The sequence below is a fragment of the Arthrobacter cryoconiti genome (genome assembly GCF_020905375.1).
In the GTDB taxonomy this organism is placed as follows: domain Bacteria; phylum Actinomycetota; class Actinomycetes; order Actinomycetales; family Micrococcaceae; genus Specibacter; species Specibacter cryoconiti.
In genome coordinates this window covers 129801-148641 of the sequence record NZ_JAJJBU010000013.1, presented here as the reverse complement: position 1 = coordinate 148641, position 18841 = coordinate 129801, and the positions used below count along the sequence as shown (strand labels likewise).

Annotated in this window: 19 protein-coding genes; 8 read left to right on the top strand and 11 right to left on the bottom strand. The window is 58.5% G+C overall.

Going from position 1 to position 18841, the window contains the following annotated elements:
- Positions 1 to 25: 25 nt before the first annotated feature.
- Both LOH53_RS07295 and LOH53_RS07290 read left to right on the top strand, forming a co-directional pair.
- Positions 26 to 1696, top strand: a complete 1671-nt coding sequence (locus tag LOH53_RS07295) for a thiamine pyrophosphate-binding protein (RefSeq protein WP_230067070.1) — start codon at positions 26 to 28, stop codon at positions 1694 to 1696.
- Between the two features lie 76 nt (positions 1697 to 1772).
- Complete coding sequence (locus LOH53_RS07290; protein ID WP_230067069.1) at positions 1773 to 2546, top strand: isocitrate lyase/PEP mutase family protein; 774 nt, start codon at positions 1773 to 1775, stop codon at positions 2544 to 2546.
- A 13-nt stretch (positions 2547 to 2559) separates the two neighbouring features.
- Here the strand turns inward: LOH53_RS07290 and LOH53_RS07285 are convergent, their stop codons facing one another.
- From LOH53_RS07285 to paaA, 6 genes are read right to left on the bottom strand one after another with little or no spacing between them, the layout of a single operon-like run.
- The gene (locus LOH53_RS07285; RefSeq protein WP_230067068.1) at positions 2560 to 3342 is read right to left on the bottom strand and encodes an enoyl-CoA hydratase/isomerase family protein; all 783 of its coding nucleotides are present in this window, start codon (positions 3340 to 3342) and stop codon (positions 2560 to 2562) included.
- Between the two features lie 26 nt (positions 3343 to 3368).
- Positions 3369 to 4559 (bottom strand): 1,2-phenylacetyl-CoA epoxidase subunit PaaE, encoded by a 1191-nt coding sequence (gene paaE / locus LOH53_RS07280; protein WP_230067067.1) that lies wholly within the window; start codon positions 4557 to 4559, stop codon positions 3369 to 3371.
- Entirely contained in the window at positions 4559 to 5113 is a 555-nt protein-coding gene (gene paaD, locus LOH53_RS07275; RefSeq protein WP_376991766.1) for a 1,2-phenylacetyl-CoA epoxidase subunit PaaD, read from the bottom strand. Before paaD ends, paaE begins: the two co-directional genes overlap by 1 nt.
- Positions 5110 to 5967: a 1,2-phenylacetyl-CoA epoxidase subunit PaaC gene (gene paaC, locus LOH53_RS07270; protein WP_230067065.1), complete on the bottom strand. Its 858-nt coding sequence runs from the start codon at positions 5965 to 5967 to the stop codon at positions 5110 to 5112. Before paaC ends, paaD begins: the two co-directional genes overlap by 4 nt.
- Positions 5964 to 6296, bottom strand: a complete 333-nt coding sequence (gene paaB, locus LOH53_RS07265) for a 1,2-phenylacetyl-CoA epoxidase subunit PaaB (protein WP_230067064.1) — start codon at positions 6294 to 6296, stop codon at positions 5964 to 5966. Before paaB ends, paaC begins: the two co-directional genes overlap by 4 nt.
- A gap of 2 nt (positions 6297 to 6298) precedes the next feature.
- Positions 6299 to 7264 (bottom strand): 1,2-phenylacetyl-CoA epoxidase subunit PaaA, encoded by a 966-nt coding sequence (gene paaA / locus LOH53_RS07260; RefSeq protein WP_230067107.1) that lies wholly within the window; start codon positions 7262 to 7264, stop codon positions 6299 to 6301.
- A 243-nt stretch (positions 7265 to 7507) separates the two neighbouring features.
- On the opposite strand from paaA, the gene paaI reads away from it, so the two are divergent.
- From paaI to LOH53_RS07240, 4 genes are all read left to right on the top strand, one after another.
- Positions 7508 to 7978: a hydroxyphenylacetyl-CoA thioesterase PaaI gene (paaI, locus tag LOH53_RS07255; protein ID WP_230067063.1), complete on the top strand. Its 471-nt coding sequence runs from the start codon at positions 7508 to 7510 to the stop codon at positions 7976 to 7978.
- Entirely contained in the window at positions 7975 to 9291 is a 1317-nt protein-coding gene (gene paaK / locus LOH53_RS07250; protein ID WP_230067062.1) for a phenylacetate--CoA ligase PaaK, read from the top strand. Before paaI ends, paaK begins: the two co-directional genes overlap by 4 nt.
- 12 nt (positions 9292 to 9303) lie before the next feature.
- Positions 9304 to 9915, top strand: coding sequence for a TetR/AcrR family transcriptional regulator (locus LOH53_RS07245; RefSeq protein ID WP_230067061.1), 612 nt, complete (start codon positions 9304 to 9306; stop codon positions 9913 to 9915).
- 71 nt (positions 9916 to 9986) lie between these two features.
- Positions 9987 to 10757 (top strand): DUF427 domain-containing protein, encoded by a 771-nt coding sequence (locus tag LOH53_RS07240; RefSeq protein WP_230067060.1) that lies wholly within the window; start codon positions 9987 to 9989, stop codon positions 10755 to 10757.
- Between the two features lie 73 nt (positions 10758 to 10830).
- Here LOH53_RS07240 and LOH53_RS07235 read toward each other — a convergent pair whose 3' ends face one another.
- Positions 10831 to 11304, bottom strand: a complete 474-nt coding sequence (locus LOH53_RS07235) for an SRPBCC family protein (protein WP_230067059.1) — start codon at positions 11302 to 11304, stop codon at positions 10831 to 10833.
- Between the two features lie 254 nt (positions 11305 to 11558).
- Here LOH53_RS07235 and LOH53_RS07230 point away from each other — a divergent pair, with 254 nt between their 5' ends.
- Positions 11559 to 12155 (top strand): TetR/AcrR family transcriptional regulator, encoded by a 597-nt coding sequence (locus LOH53_RS07230; protein WP_230067058.1) that lies wholly within the window; start codon positions 11559 to 11561, stop codon positions 12153 to 12155.
- A gap of 41 nt (positions 12156 to 12196) precedes the next feature.
- Here LOH53_RS07230 and LOH53_RS07225 read toward each other — a convergent pair whose 3' ends face one another.
- The 4 genes from LOH53_RS07225 to LOH53_RS07210 form a co-directional block, all read right to left on the bottom strand.
- The gene (locus LOH53_RS07225) at positions 12197 to 13495 is read right to left on the bottom strand and encodes an L-lactate MFS transporter (RefSeq protein WP_230067057.1); all 1299 of its coding nucleotides are present in this window, start codon (positions 13493 to 13495) and stop codon (positions 12197 to 12199) included.
- Positions 13496 to 13598: 103 nt separating this feature from the next.
- A complete protein-coding gene (locus tag LOH53_RS07220; RefSeq protein ID WP_230067056.1) occupies positions 13599 to 15950 on the bottom strand; it encodes an FdhF/YdeP family oxidoreductase in 2352 nt (783 codons plus the stop codon).
- A complete protein-coding gene (gene fdhD / locus LOH53_RS07215; RefSeq protein ID WP_230067055.1) occupies positions 15947 to 16810 on the bottom strand; it encodes a formate dehydrogenase accessory sulfurtransferase FdhD in 864 nt (287 codons plus the stop codon). The genes LOH53_RS07220 and fdhD overlap by 4 nt, the downstream gene beginning before the upstream one ends.
- Before the next feature lie 135 nt (positions 16811 to 16945).
- Positions 16946 to 17563: a TetR/AcrR family transcriptional regulator gene (locus LOH53_RS07210; RefSeq protein ID WP_230067054.1), complete on the bottom strand. Its 618-nt coding sequence runs from the start codon at positions 17561 to 17563 to the stop codon at positions 16946 to 16948.
- 75 nt (positions 17564 to 17638) lie between these two features.
- Here LOH53_RS07210 and LOH53_RS07205 point away from each other — a divergent pair, with 75 nt between their 5' ends.
- A complete protein-coding gene (locus LOH53_RS07205) occupies positions 17639 to 18829 on the top strand; it encodes an alpha/beta hydrolase family protein (RefSeq protein WP_230067053.1) in 1191 nt (396 codons plus the stop codon).
- Positions 18830 to 18841: the final 12 nt, after the last annotated feature.

The window sequence follows — 18841 nt, the reverse complement described above, 5'->3', positions numbered from 1 at the left end:
ACTATTTTGTTGACCAGGAGTTCCCATGACCACTGTTTCCGCGCGTATTGCTGACGTTCTTTCTTTTCACACCAGTCACATCTTTGGTGTCATGGGAAACGGCAACGCCTACTTCCTAGACGCCGCGGCTAGTACATCGCTGACATTTACGCCCGTACGTCACGAAGCGGCAGCCGTTTCGGCGGCAGACGCGCACTACAGGGTCTGCTCCCGGTTGGCCGTAGCGACCACCACCTATGGTGCGGGCTTCAGCAACGCCATCACTGCCCTGGCGGAATCGGTCCAGGCCAGAACTCCTTTGGTGCTTGTTACCGGTGATGCCCCCACCTCAGGGAAGCGGCCCTGGGATATTGACCAGGCGGGGATCGCATCCTCGGTAGGTGCTCCCACATTTGTGGTGGGAGCCGATAACGCAGGCCACATCACCCGCCTTGCCCTGACCCATGCTTTGACGGAACGGACCGCCGTGGTTCTGGCCATCCCGTACGATCTAGCCACCGCTGAAATTACTGAGGGAGATCTCACTCCCGAGCATCCCCTCAACATTCCGGTGGCGGCGTTACCGCATGCGGCCACGTTGGATCGGGCAGCCGCGCTGCTAACGGGCGCGCAGCGGCCACTCGTGCTCGCAGGGCGGGGAGCGGCATTGTCCGGGGCCGGGGCCGCGCTGCGCGATCTAGCCGACCGGATCGGCGCCTTGAATGCGGGGTCCGTCTTGGGCTGCGAGCTCATGCCCGGCCGGCACGGTGATTTAGGTGTTGCTGGAGGTTTCTCTAGCGAAGAGTCCGCAGCGCTCATGGCAGAGGCCGACGTCGTGCTGGTGGCTGGAGCGTCTCTCAACCAGTTCACAATGCGCTTCGGTGACCTCTTCAACGCGGCCGCCACCATCATCCAGGTAGATCTTTCCCCCACTCCAACCAATCCACGTGTAGACATTCATCTGTGCGCCGACGCCCGGGCCACCGGCGAGGCACTGCTGGCCCGCGTCCCCCAGGCTCCCGCGAACACCGGATGGCGGGACCGCCTGGGGGATCGCTTGACTGCCGTCTTTGACCGGGAGCAGGGCAGCGAGTTCGCCCCAGATGGGCGCCTTGACCCCCGCGCGCTCTCTGGCGCACTGGACGCAGTCCTCCCTCAGGATCGCGTTATAGTCCAGGACGGCGGGCACTTCATTGGCTGGGCTCCCATGTTTTGGAAAACGTCCGGACCACAGAGGATGAACCTGGTGGGAACGGCGTACCAGTCCATTGGTTTGGGTCTAGCTAGCGCTGTGGGTGCTGGGGTAGCCGCTCCGGCGGCCACCGTGGTTTTGGCCACGGGCGACGGCGGCTTCCTCATGGCCCTGGCCGACTTGGAGTCCATGATCCGCACTGTCCGCAGCGGGATCATCATTGTCTTCAACGACGCAGCTTACGGTGCCGAAGTGCACCAATATGGGACGCTGGGCCTGGCACAAGAACCCATGCTGATCCCTGAGGTTAACTTCGCAGCTATGGCTGCTGCCATGGGTGCAGCCAGTTCAGTGGTCCAGTCTCATCAAGACTTGGACGCGCTGCGCCACTGGGTTAAGGACGGCGCCCATGGCGTCTTTTTAGCCGACTGCCGTATCTCACGCAGCGTGGTGGCGCCGTATATGGCCGAAATTCAGGCCGCAGCTAAGAAGGGCCGCGCAGTGAAGAGCGCCAGCGGCAACTAGCCACCGCGGCACGACTTCCTAAAATGCTTGGCATGCCGCGCCATCGTTCGCTCTTTTACAGGGTTAGGCTCACAATATGGACACCGCACGCAAGGCCAGTACGCTTCTTGGACTCCATCAGGATCCGGCAATTCTCCAGCTGGCCAATGTGTGGGACGCCATCAGCGCCAAGGTGATCTCGGATCTGCCTGGCACCAAGGCGTTGGCCACGGCAAGCCACTCGATTGCGGCTTCTTACGGCTACGACGACGGCGAGCACATCCCCGTCGCCACCATGATTGAAGCGGTGGGGCGAATTGCCGCTGCCACGGATCTGCCTGTCACCGCCGATTTGGAGCGCGGTTATGGCAATCCGGCAGAGACAGTTCGCAAAGCCATAGGAGTGGGCATAGTTGGCGCCAATATCGAAGACCAGATGCTGCCACTGGCCCTGTCCGTAGCTCGGATGAAAGAGGCGGCAAGCGCCGGAGCCGCCGAAGGAATCGATTTTGTCCTCAACGCCCGCACTGACGCCTTCCTCCTGGCTGGGGATCGTGACCCGAGCGAACTTCTTGAGTCAGCGATCGAACGCGGCAGGGCCTATTTGGACGTTGGCGCCACGTGTATCTTTGTCCCGGGAAAACTGGATGAGCCCACGGTCAAGTCGCTCGTGGACGGGATTGGCCGAGGCCTACTGAGCGTCATCAATGTCCCAGGCTCGCTGACACCGTCCAAGCTCGCCGAGCTTGGGGTGGCACGTATTTCCTACGGGCCGTGGATCCAGCGGGTGGCCATGACAGCGATCGCGGACGCTGCTACGCAGTTGATGCACGACGGCGTTTTGCCCGCCGGCACCCGCGCGCTGAGCTGAAGCCTCAACTAGCTCATTGACCGGTGAATTCAGGCTTACGCTTGGCAGCGAATGCGGCGAATCCTTCGGCGTAATCCCTTGTCTTGGAGAGCTTCACCTGTGCTTGATTTTCCAGTTCGACGGCATCCCATAGCCCTAGGCTGTCCTTCTGGATGCGCGCAAGCACTTCCTTGCTGGCGTTGAACGCAAGAGTTGGCCCTATTGCTGCTTTCAGAGCAGCCTCGCGGGTGAATCCGAGAAGTTCCTCAGCCGGCTTGGCACGGCTAAACATACCTGCTGCCACTGCCTGTGCACCGCTCATCAACTCGGCCGTGTAGATCAGATCCATGGTGCGGTGCGCACCGAGACGTTCCGTAAACAGCCAGGTCGCCCCGGAATCTAGTGCGGCGCCGAGGTTAGCGAACGGCGAACCGAACTTCGCATTCTCACTCACGTACACAACATCGGTGGCGATCAGAAGGCCCAGCCCCACCCCGAGGCAAGCACCTTGGGCTGCAGCGAAGGTTGGTGCCGGAAATTCGCTGATTTTCTTCAGAAGCGGCGTGAGTAGCTCCTGCAAATACGCAGTGGGATCATCGGTTGAGCCGTCAACTTCTGCGATGTCGCGCCCTGCACAAAATGCACGTCCTTCGCCGTGCAGCAGCAGGGCACGGACTGCACCGGAATCCACTGCGAGCGCGGCCTCGTCATAGGCTGCGCTGAGTTCAATGAGATCGGCCTCATTGAGCGAATTGAGCTTATACGGAGCGTTCAGTACGATCTCGCCGACTCCGGCGTCGATGGAAAAATCAATCACGGTTACTCCTGGGTTTAGGGGTACGCCTAGCCATCGTAGTCAACGGTGACTTCACGTGTGGTGGGCCGGGACTGGCAGGTAAGTACGTACCCGGCAGCAACTTCTTCCGGTTCAAGCGCGTAGTTCTCTTCCATCTCCACAGTGCCACAAACCAGCTTCGCACGGCAGGTGCCACACACTCCCCCGGCGCAGGCAAACGGTACGTCCGGACGTACCCGGAGAGCTGCGTTGAGGACTGACTCGCGGGAGTGGGTCGGACTCTGAACATCTGCAGTGAGTCCGTCCAGAGTGAACGTGATCTTGTAGGTGGACTCGGAGTCATCCACGATAACTGGCCGTCCGGCCTGGCCTTCGGGCCTATCGGGGCGTCCGGTGGTGAACAACTCAAAGCGAACTAGTTCCCGAGGAACACCACGGGCTTCGAGAACATCCCTGCATAGTTGGACGAGTTCAAAGGGACCGCACAAAAACCATTCGTCGATGTCATCCGCGTGAATAGCCGTTCCCAGCAGAGCCTCGAGCTTTTCCGCGTCAAGACGCCCACTCATGAGAGGTGCGATCCGCTGCTCGCGTGAGAGGACGTGGTGCAAGGCAAAACGCTGTGGGTATCGATCTTTCAAGTCCGCTAATTCTTCAAGGAACATCACATCCATCGTGGCCTTGTTGGCGTAAACCAGATCCAGGCGGGTATCAGGATTCCCCATGAGGAGCGAACGAGCCAGTGCCATAACCGGGGTAATACCAGAGCCCGCAGCAATGGCTACGTAGTTTCCGGTCCTTCGCACCATGGACTCTGGATGGTTCATGTCTGTGAGCACATTGGAAACGTCGCCGTGTTTGGAAATGAAGGCACCCATAGGGCTCATGACCTCCATGACGGCTCCGGCGGCCAGTTCAGCATTTGCCCAGGTGGAAAATTCTCCGCCAATGTCTCGCTTGATAGCAACCCTGATCTCGGAGCTGCCGTCCGCAAATTCCTCGGGAGCGGCACAGATGGAGTAGCTGCGCCGCACCTCACGGTCCACGCCATCGGAATCGGGCATCTGCATGCGCAAGGCCACGTATTGTCCAGGGAGATAGTCGAAGTAGCCTGCTAGTTCGGGCGGGACTCCAAAGGTGACCTCGATGGCATCCTCGGTCAAGCGGCGGACCGCAGAAACACTCAGTTCGTGGAAAGATGCCCTGCGTCGGGCAGCGGCGTCAGCCGGAACGCTCATTAGAGAACCTTAAAGTAGTCGAAGGGTTCCTTGCAGTCTTGGCACACATAGAGCGCCTTGCAGGACGTGGAGCCGAACCGGGTAAGTTCTTTGGTATTCAGCGACTGGCATTGCGGGCACTTTACGGCCAGCGCCAATCGGATGGGGCCGCTATGTCCACCTGCGCGCGAGTGCCCGCTAGGAGGTGCAATTCCATACTCTTCTAGCTTTCTGCGGCCTTCCGCGCTCATCCAGTCAGTAGTCCAAGCGGGCGAGAGTACTAAACGTACGTCCACCTGCGAGTACCCGGCCTGCGTAAACACGCTCGTCACGTCATCGCGGATGGCGTCCATGGCTGGACAGCCCGAATACGTGGGCGTGATGGTGACTTGCACGGCAGGCTTGAGAGCGCCTACCCCATCCGGGAAGAACACTTCAACACGGCGCAATATGCCAAGGTCGGCGATACTCAACACCGGTATCTCAGGATCGCACACCGTTGCTGCTAAGTCCCAAGCTAGTTGTTCTGCGTCTTCTTGGGTTGCAGCGGAGCCACGTGTAGCCACGGCACTCACCAACTCGCCCCGGGGAATTCGCGTGCGAGCACCTGCATTTCTGCCAGAACGAAGCCGAGATGCTCCGAATGCCGCCCTGCCCGTCCACCACCGGTAGACATGTGCAAGGCGCTGACATCCAGGTCCGCCTCAGCCAAAACTGTACCCGTGGACCGGTCAAACTCGTCTTTCAAACTCGAAGGAACGACGCCGGCCGCGCCTAGACGCGCTGTCAGCGAGTCGTCTTGGAAGAGCTCACCGACAAACGGCCACATGAGATTCAACCCTGCCACCATACGGCGTCGAGATTCATCGGTTCCGCCAGCTAAACGAAGAACCCACTGGGTGCTGTGGTCAAGGTGATAATCCACCTCCTTCACGGCCTTAGCCGCGATGGCTGCCAGCATTGAGTCAGTGGATTTGCTCAGTTCGCGGTACAGCAGGAACTGGTAGTTGGCCACAATGAACGCGCGAGCAATGGTGACAGCGAAGTCGCCGTTGGGTTGCTCGAACAAATGCGCGCAGCGGAACTCAGGTTCGCGGCGGAAGTAGGCAAGATCGTCCTCGGTCTTACCCCAAGCAGCACCAGCGTAGCTAAGGAAGGAGCGTGCATGCCCTAGCTGGTCCAAGGCGATATTGCCCAAGGCCACGTCTTCTTCAAGTTCGGGACCTCGGGAAATCCAGTGGCCCAAGCGTTGGGCCAGTATCAAGGCATCATCGCCAAGACGGAGTGCGTATTCGGCGACGTCCTCGGACGGCTTCACCGTACCCAAGCGCGTGGCTTCGACAATATCTTCGGGCCGAAGTGCGTTACCGGGGGTGATGCGAGTGGCGGAGGCTGAAGAGTCTCCTAGGTTTGTTGCATGTGGTGTCAAAGGTGCTTCACCCCTTCGCTCTTGGTGTAATAAGTGGCATGGCGGTAGTCCTTGCCTTGTGGGGATTCAAAGAATGAACCCTTGGAATCAGGATCAGAGGCAGCGATGGCTTCAGACGGGACTACCCAAATGGACACGCCCTCATTGCGCCGCGTGTACAAATCCCGTGCGTTACGCAACGCCATGGATGCGTCTGGTGCGTGCAAGGAACCGGCATGGACATGACTCAGGCCACGATTGGAGCGGACAAATACTTCCCACAGTGGCCAGCGATGGGCAGTTGCCTGGGTATCCTGCGCTGTGCTTTGCGATGCGTCTTGGGCACTCATCTTTACGCTGCTGCTTTCTGCTTGTCCTGCTGCTTCTGGTGGTAGGCGACGGCCGCTTCACGGACCCAGGCGCCTTCCTCATGAGCTGTGCGGCGACGTTCTAGACGCTGGGCGTTGCACGGGCCACGACCGGCCAATACTTCCTTGAATTCATCCCAGTCCAGCGGTCCGTGTTCCCACGTTTTGCTTTCTTCGTTGAAACGCACTTGATCGTCAGGAAGCGTTAGGCCCAATACTTTGACCTGCTCGACGAGCATTCCAACAAAGCGGGAACGGAGCTCGTCATTGCTAAAGCGCTTGATGTTCCACGCCATGGACTGCTTGGAATTGGGAGAATCATCATCCGGCGGACCAAACATCATCAAAGACGGGGCGTACCAGCGGTTTACCGCGTCCTGGGCCATGGCGCGCTGCTCAGCGGTGCCGTTAGCCAACTCCAAAAGAATCTCAAAACCCTGCCGTTGGTGGAAGGACTCTTCCTTGCACACCCTGACCATGGCGCGGCCATACGGCCCATAGGAAGCACGGCACAAAGGTACCTGGTTACAGATAGCAGCACCATCCACCATCCAGCCGATAGCGCCCATATCTGCCCACGTCACAGTGGGGTAGTTGAAGATGGAGGAATAGCGGGCTTTGCCGGCCACGAGGGCATCCATCATCTCGTCACGGGTGGTACCCAACGTTTCAGCGGCCGAATAAAGGTAGAGCCCATGACCAGCCTCGTCCTGAACCTTGGCCATGAGGATCGACTTGCGCTTGAGACTCGGTGCCCGCGTGATCCAGTTTGCCTCAGGCTGCATTCCGATGATCTCCGAGTGCGCATGCTGGGAGATCTGGCGCACCAGCGAACGGCGGTAAGCATCAGGCATCCAATCCTTGGGCTCCACGCGGGAGTCTTTGGCCAAGACGGCGTCAAAGTGCTCCTGACCGGCGAGCTGCACAGGATCAGGGGTAAGGCCGTCCAGTACGGCCTTACCGCTAGCTGCGCTGCTGACTGACTTGATGCTTGCGCCCGAGCTGTTGGGCTCCGAGTTCTGTGCCACGGGTCCTCCTTGGATCATGCTGAATTATTTACCGACCGTTCGTTCAGGATATAGTGTGACGCAGACCTCGTCAATCGGCGCCATTGTTGCGCGAGTGTTGTTGACAGAACAGCCCGTAAGGGTATTACCTAATGAACATTCGGTAAGCTACGTGAGGAGAAACACATGGTGCTAGCCGGTTCCGACGTGGCACATCGACTGCTGCGCAACGACGCCGCTTCACAATGGCTGGGGATTGAGGTTCTGGCCTTGGACGACGGCCATGCAACCATCACGATGACATTGCGGGCGGAGATGATGAACGGCTTTGGCATCACACATGGCGGAATGGTCTTTTCTCTCGCCGACACAGCCTTCGCACTGGCCTGCAATACGGCCGACGGCGACGATGCCACCATCACCGTGGCCTCCGGCGTCGACGTGAATTTTCTTTTGCCTACCCGGGCCGGCCAACGCCTCACAGCCGTAGCCAACCGCCGTCATCAGCAAGGACGCAGCGGCCTCTACGACGTCCAAGTTCTGCTGGACGATTCACAACACAGCGTCGTGGCCGAGTTCCGCGGCCGCTGCCGCACCATACCTAATAAGCAAACCCCCACCCAGAACGCAGCACCGGAAAGGTCAGCACAACCATGACCCAACAAACCAACCTGTCCCAGCCGGACGCCGTCGAACTCCTAAGCCGCGATGAGCTGGAGGCGCTTCAGCTTTCCCGTTTGAAGGAAACCGTGGCGTACGCCTATGATCGCGTGCCACTGTACAAGCGCAAGTTTGATGCGGCAGGCGTCCACCCGAAAGACTTGGTGGAGCTGGAGGATCTGGCCAATTTCCCGTTCACAACCAAAGAGGACCTGCGCGAAGAATATCCCTTCGGCATGTTCGCGGTGCCGCAAAGTGACGTGGTGCGCATCCACGCCAGCTCAGGAACCACCGGGCGTCCCACCGTGGTTGGCTATACCGCCAATGACATCAAGACTTGGGCCAACCTCATGGCACGCTGCCTGCGCCTTTCCGGTGTGCGCCCGGGCATGAAGGTCCACAACGCCTATGGTTATGGCCTCTTCACGGGCGGGCTGGGCGCACACTACGGAGCCGAAGCCCTGGGCACCACCGTCATTCCGATGTCCGGTGGGCAGACGGAAAAGCAGATTCAGCTGATCACGGACTTTGAACCAGACGCCATTTTGTGCACGCCCAGCTATCTTCTGACCATCATGGACGCCATGACGCGCCGAGGGATCGATCCGCGCGCCACGTCGCTGAAGTTTGCCGTGTGCGGGGCGGAGCCGTGGACCGAGGAGATGCGCCGCGAGCTAGAGCAAGGCATGGATCTGCAGGCCTGCGACATCTACGGCCTGTCCGAGGTCATGGGCCCGGGCGTTTCCGGGGAGTCCGTTGAGACCAAAGACGGTAACCACATTTGGGAAGACCATTTCCGACCCGAGATCATCGATCCGTTCGATATTTCCGTGGGCAAGGGCTCTATCCGTCCTGACGGCGAAGAAGGCGAGCTTGTTTTCACGTCGCTGACCAAGGAAGCGCTGCCGATTATCCGTTACCGGACCAAGGATCTCTCCCGGCTTCTACCTGGGACGGCGCGTCCCGGCATGCGTCGAATGGCTCGCATCACTGGGCGCAGCGACGACATGATCATCCTGCGCGGGGTGAACATGTTCCCTTCACAGATCGAAGAAATCGCGCTGCGCATCCCGGTACTGAGCCCGCACTTCCAACTGGAGCTCACCCGTGCGGGACGCATGGACCAAATGACAATTCACATTGAGCCGCGCGAGAATACGACGGCGCAAGAATGGGCGGCCGGTGCGCTCGCACTGAAATCCCAGATCAAGATCCATATCGGTTCCACCTGCGTTGTTGATGTTGTTGCCCCAGGATCGTTGGAGCGCTCCAACGGCAAGCTCAAGCGCATCTACGATAACCGCGCGTGAGAAACTAGAGCCATGCCCACCACCGCCACCTCTCACGCCACCGCCTCCAAACGGGGCCGTCCCGGTTACGACCAACAGTCTGTGCTGCAGATCGCCGTTGAGGTTTTCAATAAGCACGGCTACGAAGCCACCTCCATGGGCATCTTGGCCGAGACCCTGGGCATTTCCAAGTCGGCCATCTACCATCATGTCCCGTCCAAGGAGGACCTGCTGCGACTGGCCTTGGACGAGGCTTTGGGTGGATTGGAGGCCGTGTTGAAGCTCGACGGCGCCCTGTCCGGCCCAGCCGACACCCGGCTTGAGTTTGTGCTTCGGGGGACGATCGCCGTCCTGGTAGATAGGCTTGCCTTCGTCACTCTTCTGCTGCGAGTACGTGGTAATACCGAGATGGAGCGCGACGCCCTGGCGCGGCGACGCACTTTTGACCGCACTATTACAGAACTGGTCTCCGCAGCCCAGCAGGACGGATCGTTGCGCACCGATCTTGCCCCGAGCACCATCACGAGGCTGCTCTTTGGCACCATCAACTCGATTGTGGAATGGTACAGGCCCGGCGGTGCGCTCTCGGCGTCGAAACTAGCTGATGACGTCATCACCATGTCTTTTCAGGGCCTGCACCACTAAAGGACCGTCACTTGCGGCGCTCACCGTCCAATTCACTCGACAAACCCGGGCAAAGCGTGCACGATTTAGTCATGGCGACCAAAATTTCCGCATCCCTGCACGACCTCGCCCGTGAACTGCGGTATGAGCCAACCACTAAACACATCCGCGCGTTCCTCGGCGGTGTCCCGGTACTCGATTCCCGGCGAGCCGTCATCATCTGGGAGCCTCGGCGAGTAGTCCCGTGCTACGCAGTCCCGGCCGACGGCGTTCTTGGCGTGCTCAGTCCCAGCGCACCAGTGTCAGCTGAAAACTCCAATCAGCGTGCCGCCCACCCCGGCATACCATTTAGCCGTCACAGCACCCCGGGGATGCCGTTGGATGTCTCCGCTGGCGGTGAAACAGCCAGCGGCGCCGCTTTTCGGCTTGAAGACCCTGATCTTGAGGGCTACATTGAGTTCGATTCGGACGCTTTTGATTGGTTCGAGGAGGAGGATTCCGTCCAGTCCCACCCGCGCGATCCTTTCCACCGGGTGGATATCCGCCATAGTTCCCGGCATGTGCGTGTGACGGTGGGTGAAGTGGTGCTCGCGGAGTCAACTAACCCCGTCATGGTGTTCGAGACCGGCATGGCGGAGCGGATCTATCTCCCTTCAGCCGACGTCGATTGGGATGCCCTGGTACCAACGGACTCCGCCACGCTCTGCCCGTATAAGGGAACCGCCAGTTATTGGAAGTTGGCACACACAACGGAGGTTTCAGGCGATATTGCGTGGAGTTACGTCTCCCCGCTGGCTCCTGCCGCAGAGATCGCTGGGTACGTGTGCTTCTACGAAAATTTGGTTGACGTCACTGAGCTCTAAGGTGTTACTCATTGTGCAGCTGATGCGGGTGTAACTCCGTCAAACCCGCATCAGCTGCACAATGAAACCGTAGTTACCTCGAGCCAGCCGGTTTTCCTGCGACGACGTTGCCAGTGGCTGCTTGCTGTAGTTCGCTGAGCCATAGGGCGATGGCTGCTTCGAGGATCGATTGCGCACTTGCAGGATCCGCATCGACGACTTTCCCGCTCCAACTTTCCTCCGTAACAATACGGACCCCGCCCTCCACTGGCAGGAACAGCCAAGTGTGTGCCGCGACGATTCCCTGCGCCGTTCCGCCCCACGCCACACGTCGGAGAGGAAGGACTTCGCGAATCCAGGAGTCAATCTCCAATCCTTCGGTCTTCCACCGGAACATCTGGCCCGTCTCGAAGTCACCCATCAACTCCGCCGAATCAACATCCGAGCGCCAGCTCGTCCATTTGTCGACGTCGATGAGCAAGCGCCAAACCAAATCCTGGGGCGCGTGAATCGTCACCCCCTGTTTAACGAGGACAGGGGCGGAGCGATCAATATCGAATTCGGTCACGGTCTATTCCTTTTCGTCGGGACCACTACGCTCGCAGCGTCCAGTGATGGCTATGAGGCGGGTAGACAATCGTGCTGGAGGAACGATTGTTAGAACGCAACAACACCACTAACGCAAGAGTTCTTGCATTAAGTCTCAGGCTACCTCGCAGCAGACGGTTCATGCAAAAGGGGACGTTGGCTCACTTGAAGACTGATAGCTCCTGCCTTCGAATCGATTTTGCAAGAAAGTTCGCGTTAGCTAGGATCGTTCGGGTGAACACTCCAAGCTCTCCGTCTGGAATAGCCCGACCCGGCGGCCGGACAGCCCGCACCGCCGGTGCCGCACACAACGCAGTCCTCGCGTTGATTGCAGAGCGAGGACGTGAAGGGCTAACCATGAGAGAAATCTCAGACCGGTCCGGACTACACGAAGCTACTCTTTACCGACGATGGCGCAACGTCGACACATTGGTCCTCGATGCAGCCACACAGCAGATAAGCCGCGATTCACCCATTCCAGATACCGGATCACTACGCGGGGACCTTCGGGCGTGGGCGGAATCGACAGCAGCACAAATCGTCCTGCCAGGGGGATTCTCACTCTTCGAAGCCCTCAGCCGCTCAGATGTAACCGGCTCCGGCGGCGATGAGGATACGATCCTGCGCCGGGAACAGGCTCGCGGATACTTGAAGCAGCGTTCTGCGCAACTGGATCAGGCGTTCGAGCGCGCGCGGATTCGTGGCGAGAATGTCCCGGAGGCTTCCGATGTCCTGGACCGAATCCTCGCACCGCTTTACCTAAGAGTCGTCTTCGGATACCGGCGTGCCGATGAGGGCCTCGACGCCCTCATCGATGGGGCAATGCGTTAAAAAGAGGGTGGTGCCATCTCTGGCGCCACCCTCTTGGAAATTCACTTCTGGCTAGCGTGAGCCTCTTTCGCAACCTCGGTTTTGGGCATCTTAGTGATGACTGGAACGATTATGGCGACTAGGGCGATGACACCAATCACGGTGTAGCCCAGGGTGTAGTTCTTATCAGTGCCGACCAAGGCAGCAATGATGGGCGGCCCGATAATCCCTCCGAGGCTCCAACCGATGATCATGAGCCCGTAGATCGCCCCGGCGTGCTTGACACCAAAGAAGTCACCTGCCGTCGCTGGCATGGTGCCGAACCCGCCGCCGTAGCAGAGGTAAATCACGGCTGCGAGGATGAAGAACAGCGCAGCGTTACTGGCGTGCGGGATGATCAGTAGGCAGATCCCCTGCAGCCCAAGCATCATGGAGAAAGCCACCATTCGGCCGGTTTTCCCAGAAACCCAAGCCCAGAAGATACGGCCACCGCCGTTGAACAGTGCCAGGACGCCGACCAAGGCCGCCGCACCGGCAACGCTGTACCCAGCGATGTCGATAGCACTGGAGTTAGCTTGGGCGATCAAGGCGATGCCGACTGTGACGTTCAGCGTAAGGATGGCCGCCAGCAGGTACCACTGAGGAGTGCGCAGTGCTTCCTTCTCGGTGAACTGCTTGTAGCTGTCCTGTGCCCTGCCATTAGCAGAGGGCACCCAACCCGGTACCGTGTATCCGGCGGGTGGATTGCGAAAGAACGATGCCCCGATAACAGCAAGCACTAGGTAACCGATGCCGAGAGGCAAGAACGCCCGGTTCGGCTCGGTCGGAGCCATAGCGATCAGCCACTGGGCGACGGGAGCGGTAAGGACGGCACCGAATCCGAACCCTGCCACAGCGAGGCCGGTAATAAGTCCGCGCTTGTCGGGGAACCATTTCTGCAACATGGCGATCGGCACAATGTAGGCGAACCCTAGGCCAAAGCCACTGATAACCCCATACCCTAAGACCAGAAGCCACAGTTGAGTATTGTCATGCGAGAGCGCAAACGAGGCGATGATGCACCCGATGGCATAGATGACGCCACCGGTCAGCGCCACCGGTCGCGGTCCTTTTTTGTCTTGGATTCTTCCACCAATGTAACTTCCGATGAAGATCATGCCAATAGTGACGGTGAAAGGCAGGGACGCTTCGGGGTTGGTGAGCCCCATGGCATCAGGCTTCTTCAGCGCCGAGCTAAAGACGCTCCACGCGTAGACGGCACCGATGGAGAACTGCAGCAATAGCGCTGCTATCACAATCCCCCATCGTCCAGCCGTCGGTGTCTTGGCCGTTCCCCCGGTCGCAGCAGCTAGTGATGACATAGCTCTACCTCTCTATTGGTGTTGAACAAGTCTTCTTTCAGGACCCTCGTGATGCACACACCTTGCGGGCGGCCCGCCGGAATCTCTCTGCGGGCCGCCATCGTTACGCTCCCGCTAATAGTCCTTCCGGTGTACTGTTCGCTTCTTGCACATCTTGCGTCGAAACAGGTTCTAGCCTGATGACGACCGACTTGGACGCCGGGGTGTTGCTGCCATCAGCCGTGAAGCCCAGCGGGACAAGGGGGTTTCCTTCCGGAAAGTACGTCGCCGCACACCCGCGTGAAGTCGGGAAGGAAACAACTTTGAAATTGCGCACCACCCTGTCAACATTGTCGGTAAACTCGCTGTGCACATCGACGATTTGACCATCTTTGACGCCGAGCTGCGTTAGGTCGTCCGGATTGACAAAAATCACTCGCCGACTCTTCTTGATGCCACGGTAGCGGTCATCAAGACTGTAAATAGTCGTATTGAACTGATCGTGTGCGCGCATTGACTGAAGCAGAAGGCGCCCCGGCGGGCAATCGATGTATTCAAGTTCGTTGACGGTAATGAGTGCCTTGCCCGACGGCGTGTTGAAGGTACGCGAATCACGCGGTCCGTGCGGGAGGATAAAGCCGTTGTCTCTCTTGAGCCGCTCATTGAAGTTATCGAAGCCCTTAACGACATGTTCAATGTGATCGCGAATAGTGTCATAGTTCGCCTCGAACCCGGCCCAGTTGATCGGTCCGTCGTCGCCGAAGACTGCCCGCGCAATCCGGGTGACGATCGAAATCTCCGACAGCAAATTATCCGAGACCGGCGGAACTTTGCCGCGGCTCGCGTGAATCGCACAGACGGAATCTTCAACGGTAACCATCTGCGGGCCAGACGCCTGGACATCGATGTCGGTGCGGCCCATAGTCGGCAAAATCAAAGCTTCCTCGCCCACCGTGAGGTGATTACGATTCAGTTTCGTTGAGATCTGAACATTGAGGCCCACGTTACGGAAGCCGGCTTCGGCTGCCACGGTATCTGAGACCGCAGCTACCATATTGCCGCCCATGGCGATCCATACTTTGGTCTTGTGGTCAAGCATCGCTTCGACGGCTTTGACCACGTCATAGCCATCCTCGCGGGGCGGATCGAAGTTGAATTCCGCCTGGAGCTTATCCAAGAAAGCCGGGGGCATCTGCTCCCAAATTCCCATTGTTCGGTCACCTTGGACATTGCTGTGACCTCGGATCGGAGAGGCACCAGCCCCAGGCTTACCCATGTTTCCGCGAAGAAGGAGTAAATTGATCACTTCTTTGATGATGGATACGGCGTCTTTGTGCTGCGTCAGCCCCATTGCCCACGTGATGATCACTTTGTCTGCCTTTAGATACCGCGCAGCAAGCTCATCGATTTCCGCCGTCGTCAGCCCCGTGGCCCGGAGCACAGCTTCATGATCCAATCCGGAAACATGATCCGCGAATTCTTCAAGGCCGGAACAATGCTCATCAATGAATTTGTGGTCGAGTACCGCTCCTGGTGCCGCTGCTTCGGCGTCCAAAACTTGTTTGGAAATTGCCTTCATGAGCCAGCCGTCACCTCCGGCGCGGATCTGCAGATATTGATCGGCAAGGCCCGTACCGTGACCGATGATCCCCTTGACCTTTTGCGGGTTCTTGTAGCGGATCAGCCCAGCCTCGAGAAGCGGGTTAATAGCCACAATCTCCGCCCCGGCCTCTTTCGCCTCCTCCAACGCTGTCAGCATCCGAGGGTGGTTCGTTCCGGGGTTTTGACCCATAACGATGATCAGGTCAGCCTTCGCGAAGTCCTTGTAAGCGATCGTATTCTTCCCAATGCCAATGACCTCACCCATGGCCTTTCCGGTGGATTCATGGCACATATTGGAACAGTCAGGGAGGTTGTTGGTACCAAAGGATCGAGCCAGCAGTTGATAGATGAAAGCCGTCTCATTTGCCGTACGTCCACTGGTGTAGAACGTAGCTTCATTCGGAGATTCAAGCTCCTTGAGTCGATCGCCTACGAGCCTGAACGCGTTATCCCAGCTAATGGGCTGATAGTTGTCCTTGCCCTTGGGCTTGTAGAGAGGCTCAACCAACCGGCCCTGCATGCCTAACCAATACTCTGATTTATCCAACAGATTGGTGATTGAATACTCCGACCAAAAACTCCTAGGAATAGTGACAGGAGTGGCCTCCCAGGTGACAGCCTTAGCGCCATTTTCACAGAACTCAAACGATTTGCGGTGATCCGGATCCGGCCACGCACAGCTCATGCAGTCGAAGCCATCCTTCTGGTTCATGTTCGTCATAAGTTTCAGACTGCGGCCAATCCCCATTTCCGCAAAAGCAGGGCCCATGGAGTGGGTGACCCCAGGCACCCCGGCAGCCCACGTCTTAGGCTCTCCGACGACCATCTCCGTGGCATCTTCGTTGATATCCTCAATCGGGGCTTTTCCAGTCATGCGAAACTACCTTCTTTCACCGTTGCGTCGACTTCGACCACTCGCTGGTCGCCAGAGTAGATCACCATTGAGTCCCCACGCAGGAAACCCACCAAAGTCAATCCCACCTCAACTGCCAATTCGGCGGCTAAGGACGACGGTGCCGAAACAGCCGCCAGGACGGGGATACCCGCCATCTTTGCCTTCTGAGTCAATTCGAAGCTGGCCCGCCCCGAAACCATCAGAACGGTACCGCGCAGCGGAAGCCGGTCTTCTTTGACGGCCCAGCCGATGACTTTATCCACGGCATTGTGCCGGCCCACGTCTTCACGAAGAACAAGCATTTTGCCAGTCTTTCCGTCAAAAAGGCCTGCGGCGTGCAGCCCCCCGGTTTTCTCGAAGACCATCTGTTCTGCCCGAAGCTTGTCCGGGAAGCTCGCCAAGACCGCGGCATCAATCCGAAGCGGATCTTCGGCAACTTCATAGGCCGATTGAGTGCGCACCATGTCGATGCTGGCCTTCCCACAGACACCACAAGAACTAGTGGTGTAGAAATTGCGTTCCAAGCTGGGATCTGGTGGGGCGACACCGTCCGCCAAGGTCACATCCAGCACGTTATAGGTGTTGACTCCCTCAACCGTCGCACCGGCGCAGTACCTCGCCTGGGCGAATTCACCGCCACGGGTAATCACACCCTCTGAGACGAGAAAGCCGGCAGCTAAGTCAAAGTCATGACCCGGCGTACGCATAGTTACAGCGAGCGATCGACCGCCGACCCTGATTTCCAGAGGCTCTTCGACTGCCAGTACATCTTCTTGCCGGATCGGTGAATCGCCTAACTTAACACGAGTGATTCGTCGTCGAGCTGTGATCCTACTCATAGTCTCAGTGTCTATCAGCTAACTGACAGCTTCGCAAGTATTCGCGTTTGACGCGCGGTGGAAAACTGAAACAGGTGCGAGTTCCCCCACCCCAGCGACCCCTTAGGCGCTGCGAGTGGAAACACCCCCGGGGGTTCACTTTGCCAACAAACCGGCCCGCGCCGCAGTCAGGGCAACGCGCGTGGCTTGGGCGATGAGCTCCACATCAATAGGGTCCCCCGTGGTGACCAGCTGGTAGAACAGCGGCGCGCGGAAAGTGGTGAGCAATGCGCTGGCATCGCAGTCAGTCGGGAGTTCGCCACGATCGATCGCCCGAACGATAATCGGAATCGCCCGCACCGCCTGGTCCTCGAAGTAGCCTCTGGTTGCTTCCCGCAGTTCAGAAGAGCGGAGACCGGCAGTAAAGACGAACGTCGCGATCTGGCGGCCCACGCCGTCGTTCAGTAGTTTGGCCAATTCATGGCCTACCGCAAGCAAATCACCCTCAACGCTGCCGGTGTCCGGAATGGGAATCTCCAGCGCCCCCACCGTGAGCGCATCCACAAGGAGGTCTTCAAGAGTCTGCCACCGTCGATAGATGGTGGTCTTGTTGACCCCAGCTCGAGATGCCACCGCCTCCACACTTAGGTCCGCATAACCGCTTTCCGCTAATTCGATAAAGGCGGCGGAAAGCACAGACTCGCGTATCCGAGCACTGCGGCCCCCTGTCCGTAAGCCTTGAACCACCTGGCCATTCACCACTAAACGCCTCATTTGGTTGCTTTAAGAGAAATGCTATGCCATCCTCATATCATAGCAACGTTCAGTTGCGATAACAGAGGAGCTGGTATGCGTTTAGTCTTCGACACCGATGAAACTTTTTCGTATGAAACGCTGCGTTCGATTGGATACACCCCCTACGGTGGGGCTGACATCGGAGAAGTCATTTCGACAGCAGAACGAGTAACCGCCGGCGATGGTGACTCCTGGTACCGGGAATGGAATGCGCTTGCAGACCGAGTTGCTTCGATCGGCGATACTTGCGCCGCCAATGGACACGACGTCAGTGCGAATAGCGCCTACTTGCGGGCGTCCAACTACTACCGGACAGCTGAGTTTTTCCTACGCGATGATCCCGACAATGATCCAAGGGTGGCCAAATCTTCCCGGCGTGCCATTGAGACGTTTAGAAACGCTCCCGAGATTCAAGCTCGATGGACGCGCGTACAAATCCCTTACGAGGGAACGCTCCTCGAGGGCTATTACCTCAACGTCAGCGGAGATCGTCCTGGGCCCACGCTGCTCGCACACGGCGGTTTCGACTCGACGGTCGAGGAGATGTACTTCTCCGTTGGCGAGGCTGCCCGACAGCACGGGTACAACTGCCTAATCTTCGAGGGCCCCGGACAGGGCTCCGCGCTGCGTATCAAAAAAATCAAGTTCCGGCACGATTGGGAGGCCATCGTTACCCCGGTTGTAGACTTCGCCATCACTCTTCCGGGGGTAGACCCAGACCGAATCGCACTGTTGGGGATGAGCATGGGAGGTTACCTGGCACCTCGGGCCGCAGCCTTCGAACCCCGGATCGCAGCATGCATCGCTTACGACGGCCTATTTAGCCTTGCTAGGGCCTTCACCTCGGGCTTGGATGCTCAGAAGATTGAACCGCAACAGCGACTTGGTGCAATGGAAAACTTGCTGGCCCATCGCACAGAATTGCCGACCGCGATGTGTTGGCAACTCTCGAATGCCATGTGGACGTTCGGAATCAACACCGCTCAGGGGTTATTCGGGGAAGTCGGCAAGTATGATTTGACGGACGTCGCGGCGCAGATCAAGTGCCCGACTCTGGTGTGCGAGGCAGAAGAAGACCATTTCTTCACAGGGCAACCAGTCATGCTTTACGATGCCCTCACCTGCCCGAAAACCTTCATGAGCTTTACGGCCTCCGAAGGCGCGGGCGAACACTGTCATTCAGGAGCGCTCACACTCTTTCATCAGCGGATGTTCGATTGGCTTGACGATACCCTGAAGCCCTAGTCCTACGCAGCT

Excerpts from the sequence above, each read along its gene's own strand:
- LOH53_RS07290 (WP_230067069.1), top strand. The coding sequence starts at position 1,773 with ATGGACACCGCACGCAAGGCCAGTACGCTTCTTGGACTCCATCAGGAT.
- LOH53_RS07205 (WP_230067053.1), top strand. The coding sequence starts at position 17,639 with ATGCGTTTAGTCTTCGACACCGATGAAACTTTTTCGTATGAAACGCTG.
- paaB (WP_230067064.1), bottom strand. The coding sequence starts at position 6,296 with ATGAGTGCCCAAGACGCATCGCAAAGCACAGCGCAGGATACCCAGGCA.
- LOH53_RS07225 (WP_230067057.1), bottom strand. The coding sequence starts at position 13,495 with ATGTCATCACTAGCTGCTGCGACCGGGGGAACGGCCAAGACACCGACG.
- LOH53_RS07210 (WP_230067054.1), bottom strand. The coding sequence starts at position 17,563 with ATGAGGCGTTTAGTGGTGAATGGCCAGGTGGTTCAAGGCTTACGGACA.
- LOH53_RS07240 (WP_230067060.1), top strand. The coding sequence starts at position 9,987 with ATGGCGACCAAAATTTCCGCATCCCTGCACGACCTCGCCCGTGAACTG.
- LOH53_RS07220 (WP_230067056.1), bottom strand. The coding sequence starts at position 15,950 with ATGACTGGAAAAGCCCCGATTGAGGATATCAACGAAGATGCCACGGAG.
- fdhD (WP_230067055.1), bottom strand. The coding sequence starts at position 16,810 with ATGAGTAGGATCACAGCTCGACGACGAATCACTCGTGTTAAGTTAGGC.
- paaE (WP_230067067.1), bottom strand. The coding sequence starts at position 4,559 with ATGAGCGTTCCGGCTGACGCCGCTGCCCGACGCAGGGCATCTTTCCAC.
- LOH53_RS07245 (WP_230067061.1), top strand. The coding sequence starts at position 9,304 with ATGCCCACCACCGCCACCTCTCACGCCACCGCCTCCAAACGGGGCCGT.
- paaI (WP_230067063.1), top strand. The coding sequence starts at position 7,508 with ATGGTGCTAGCCGGTTCCGACGTGGCACATCGACTGCTGCGCAACGAC.
- paaK (WP_230067062.1), top strand. The coding sequence starts at position 7,975 with ATGACCCAACAAACCAACCTGTCCCAGCCGGACGCCGTCGAACTCCTA.
- LOH53_RS07295 (WP_230067070.1), top strand. The coding sequence starts at position 26 with ATGACCACTGTTTCCGCGCGTATTGCTGACGTTCTTTCTTTTCACACC.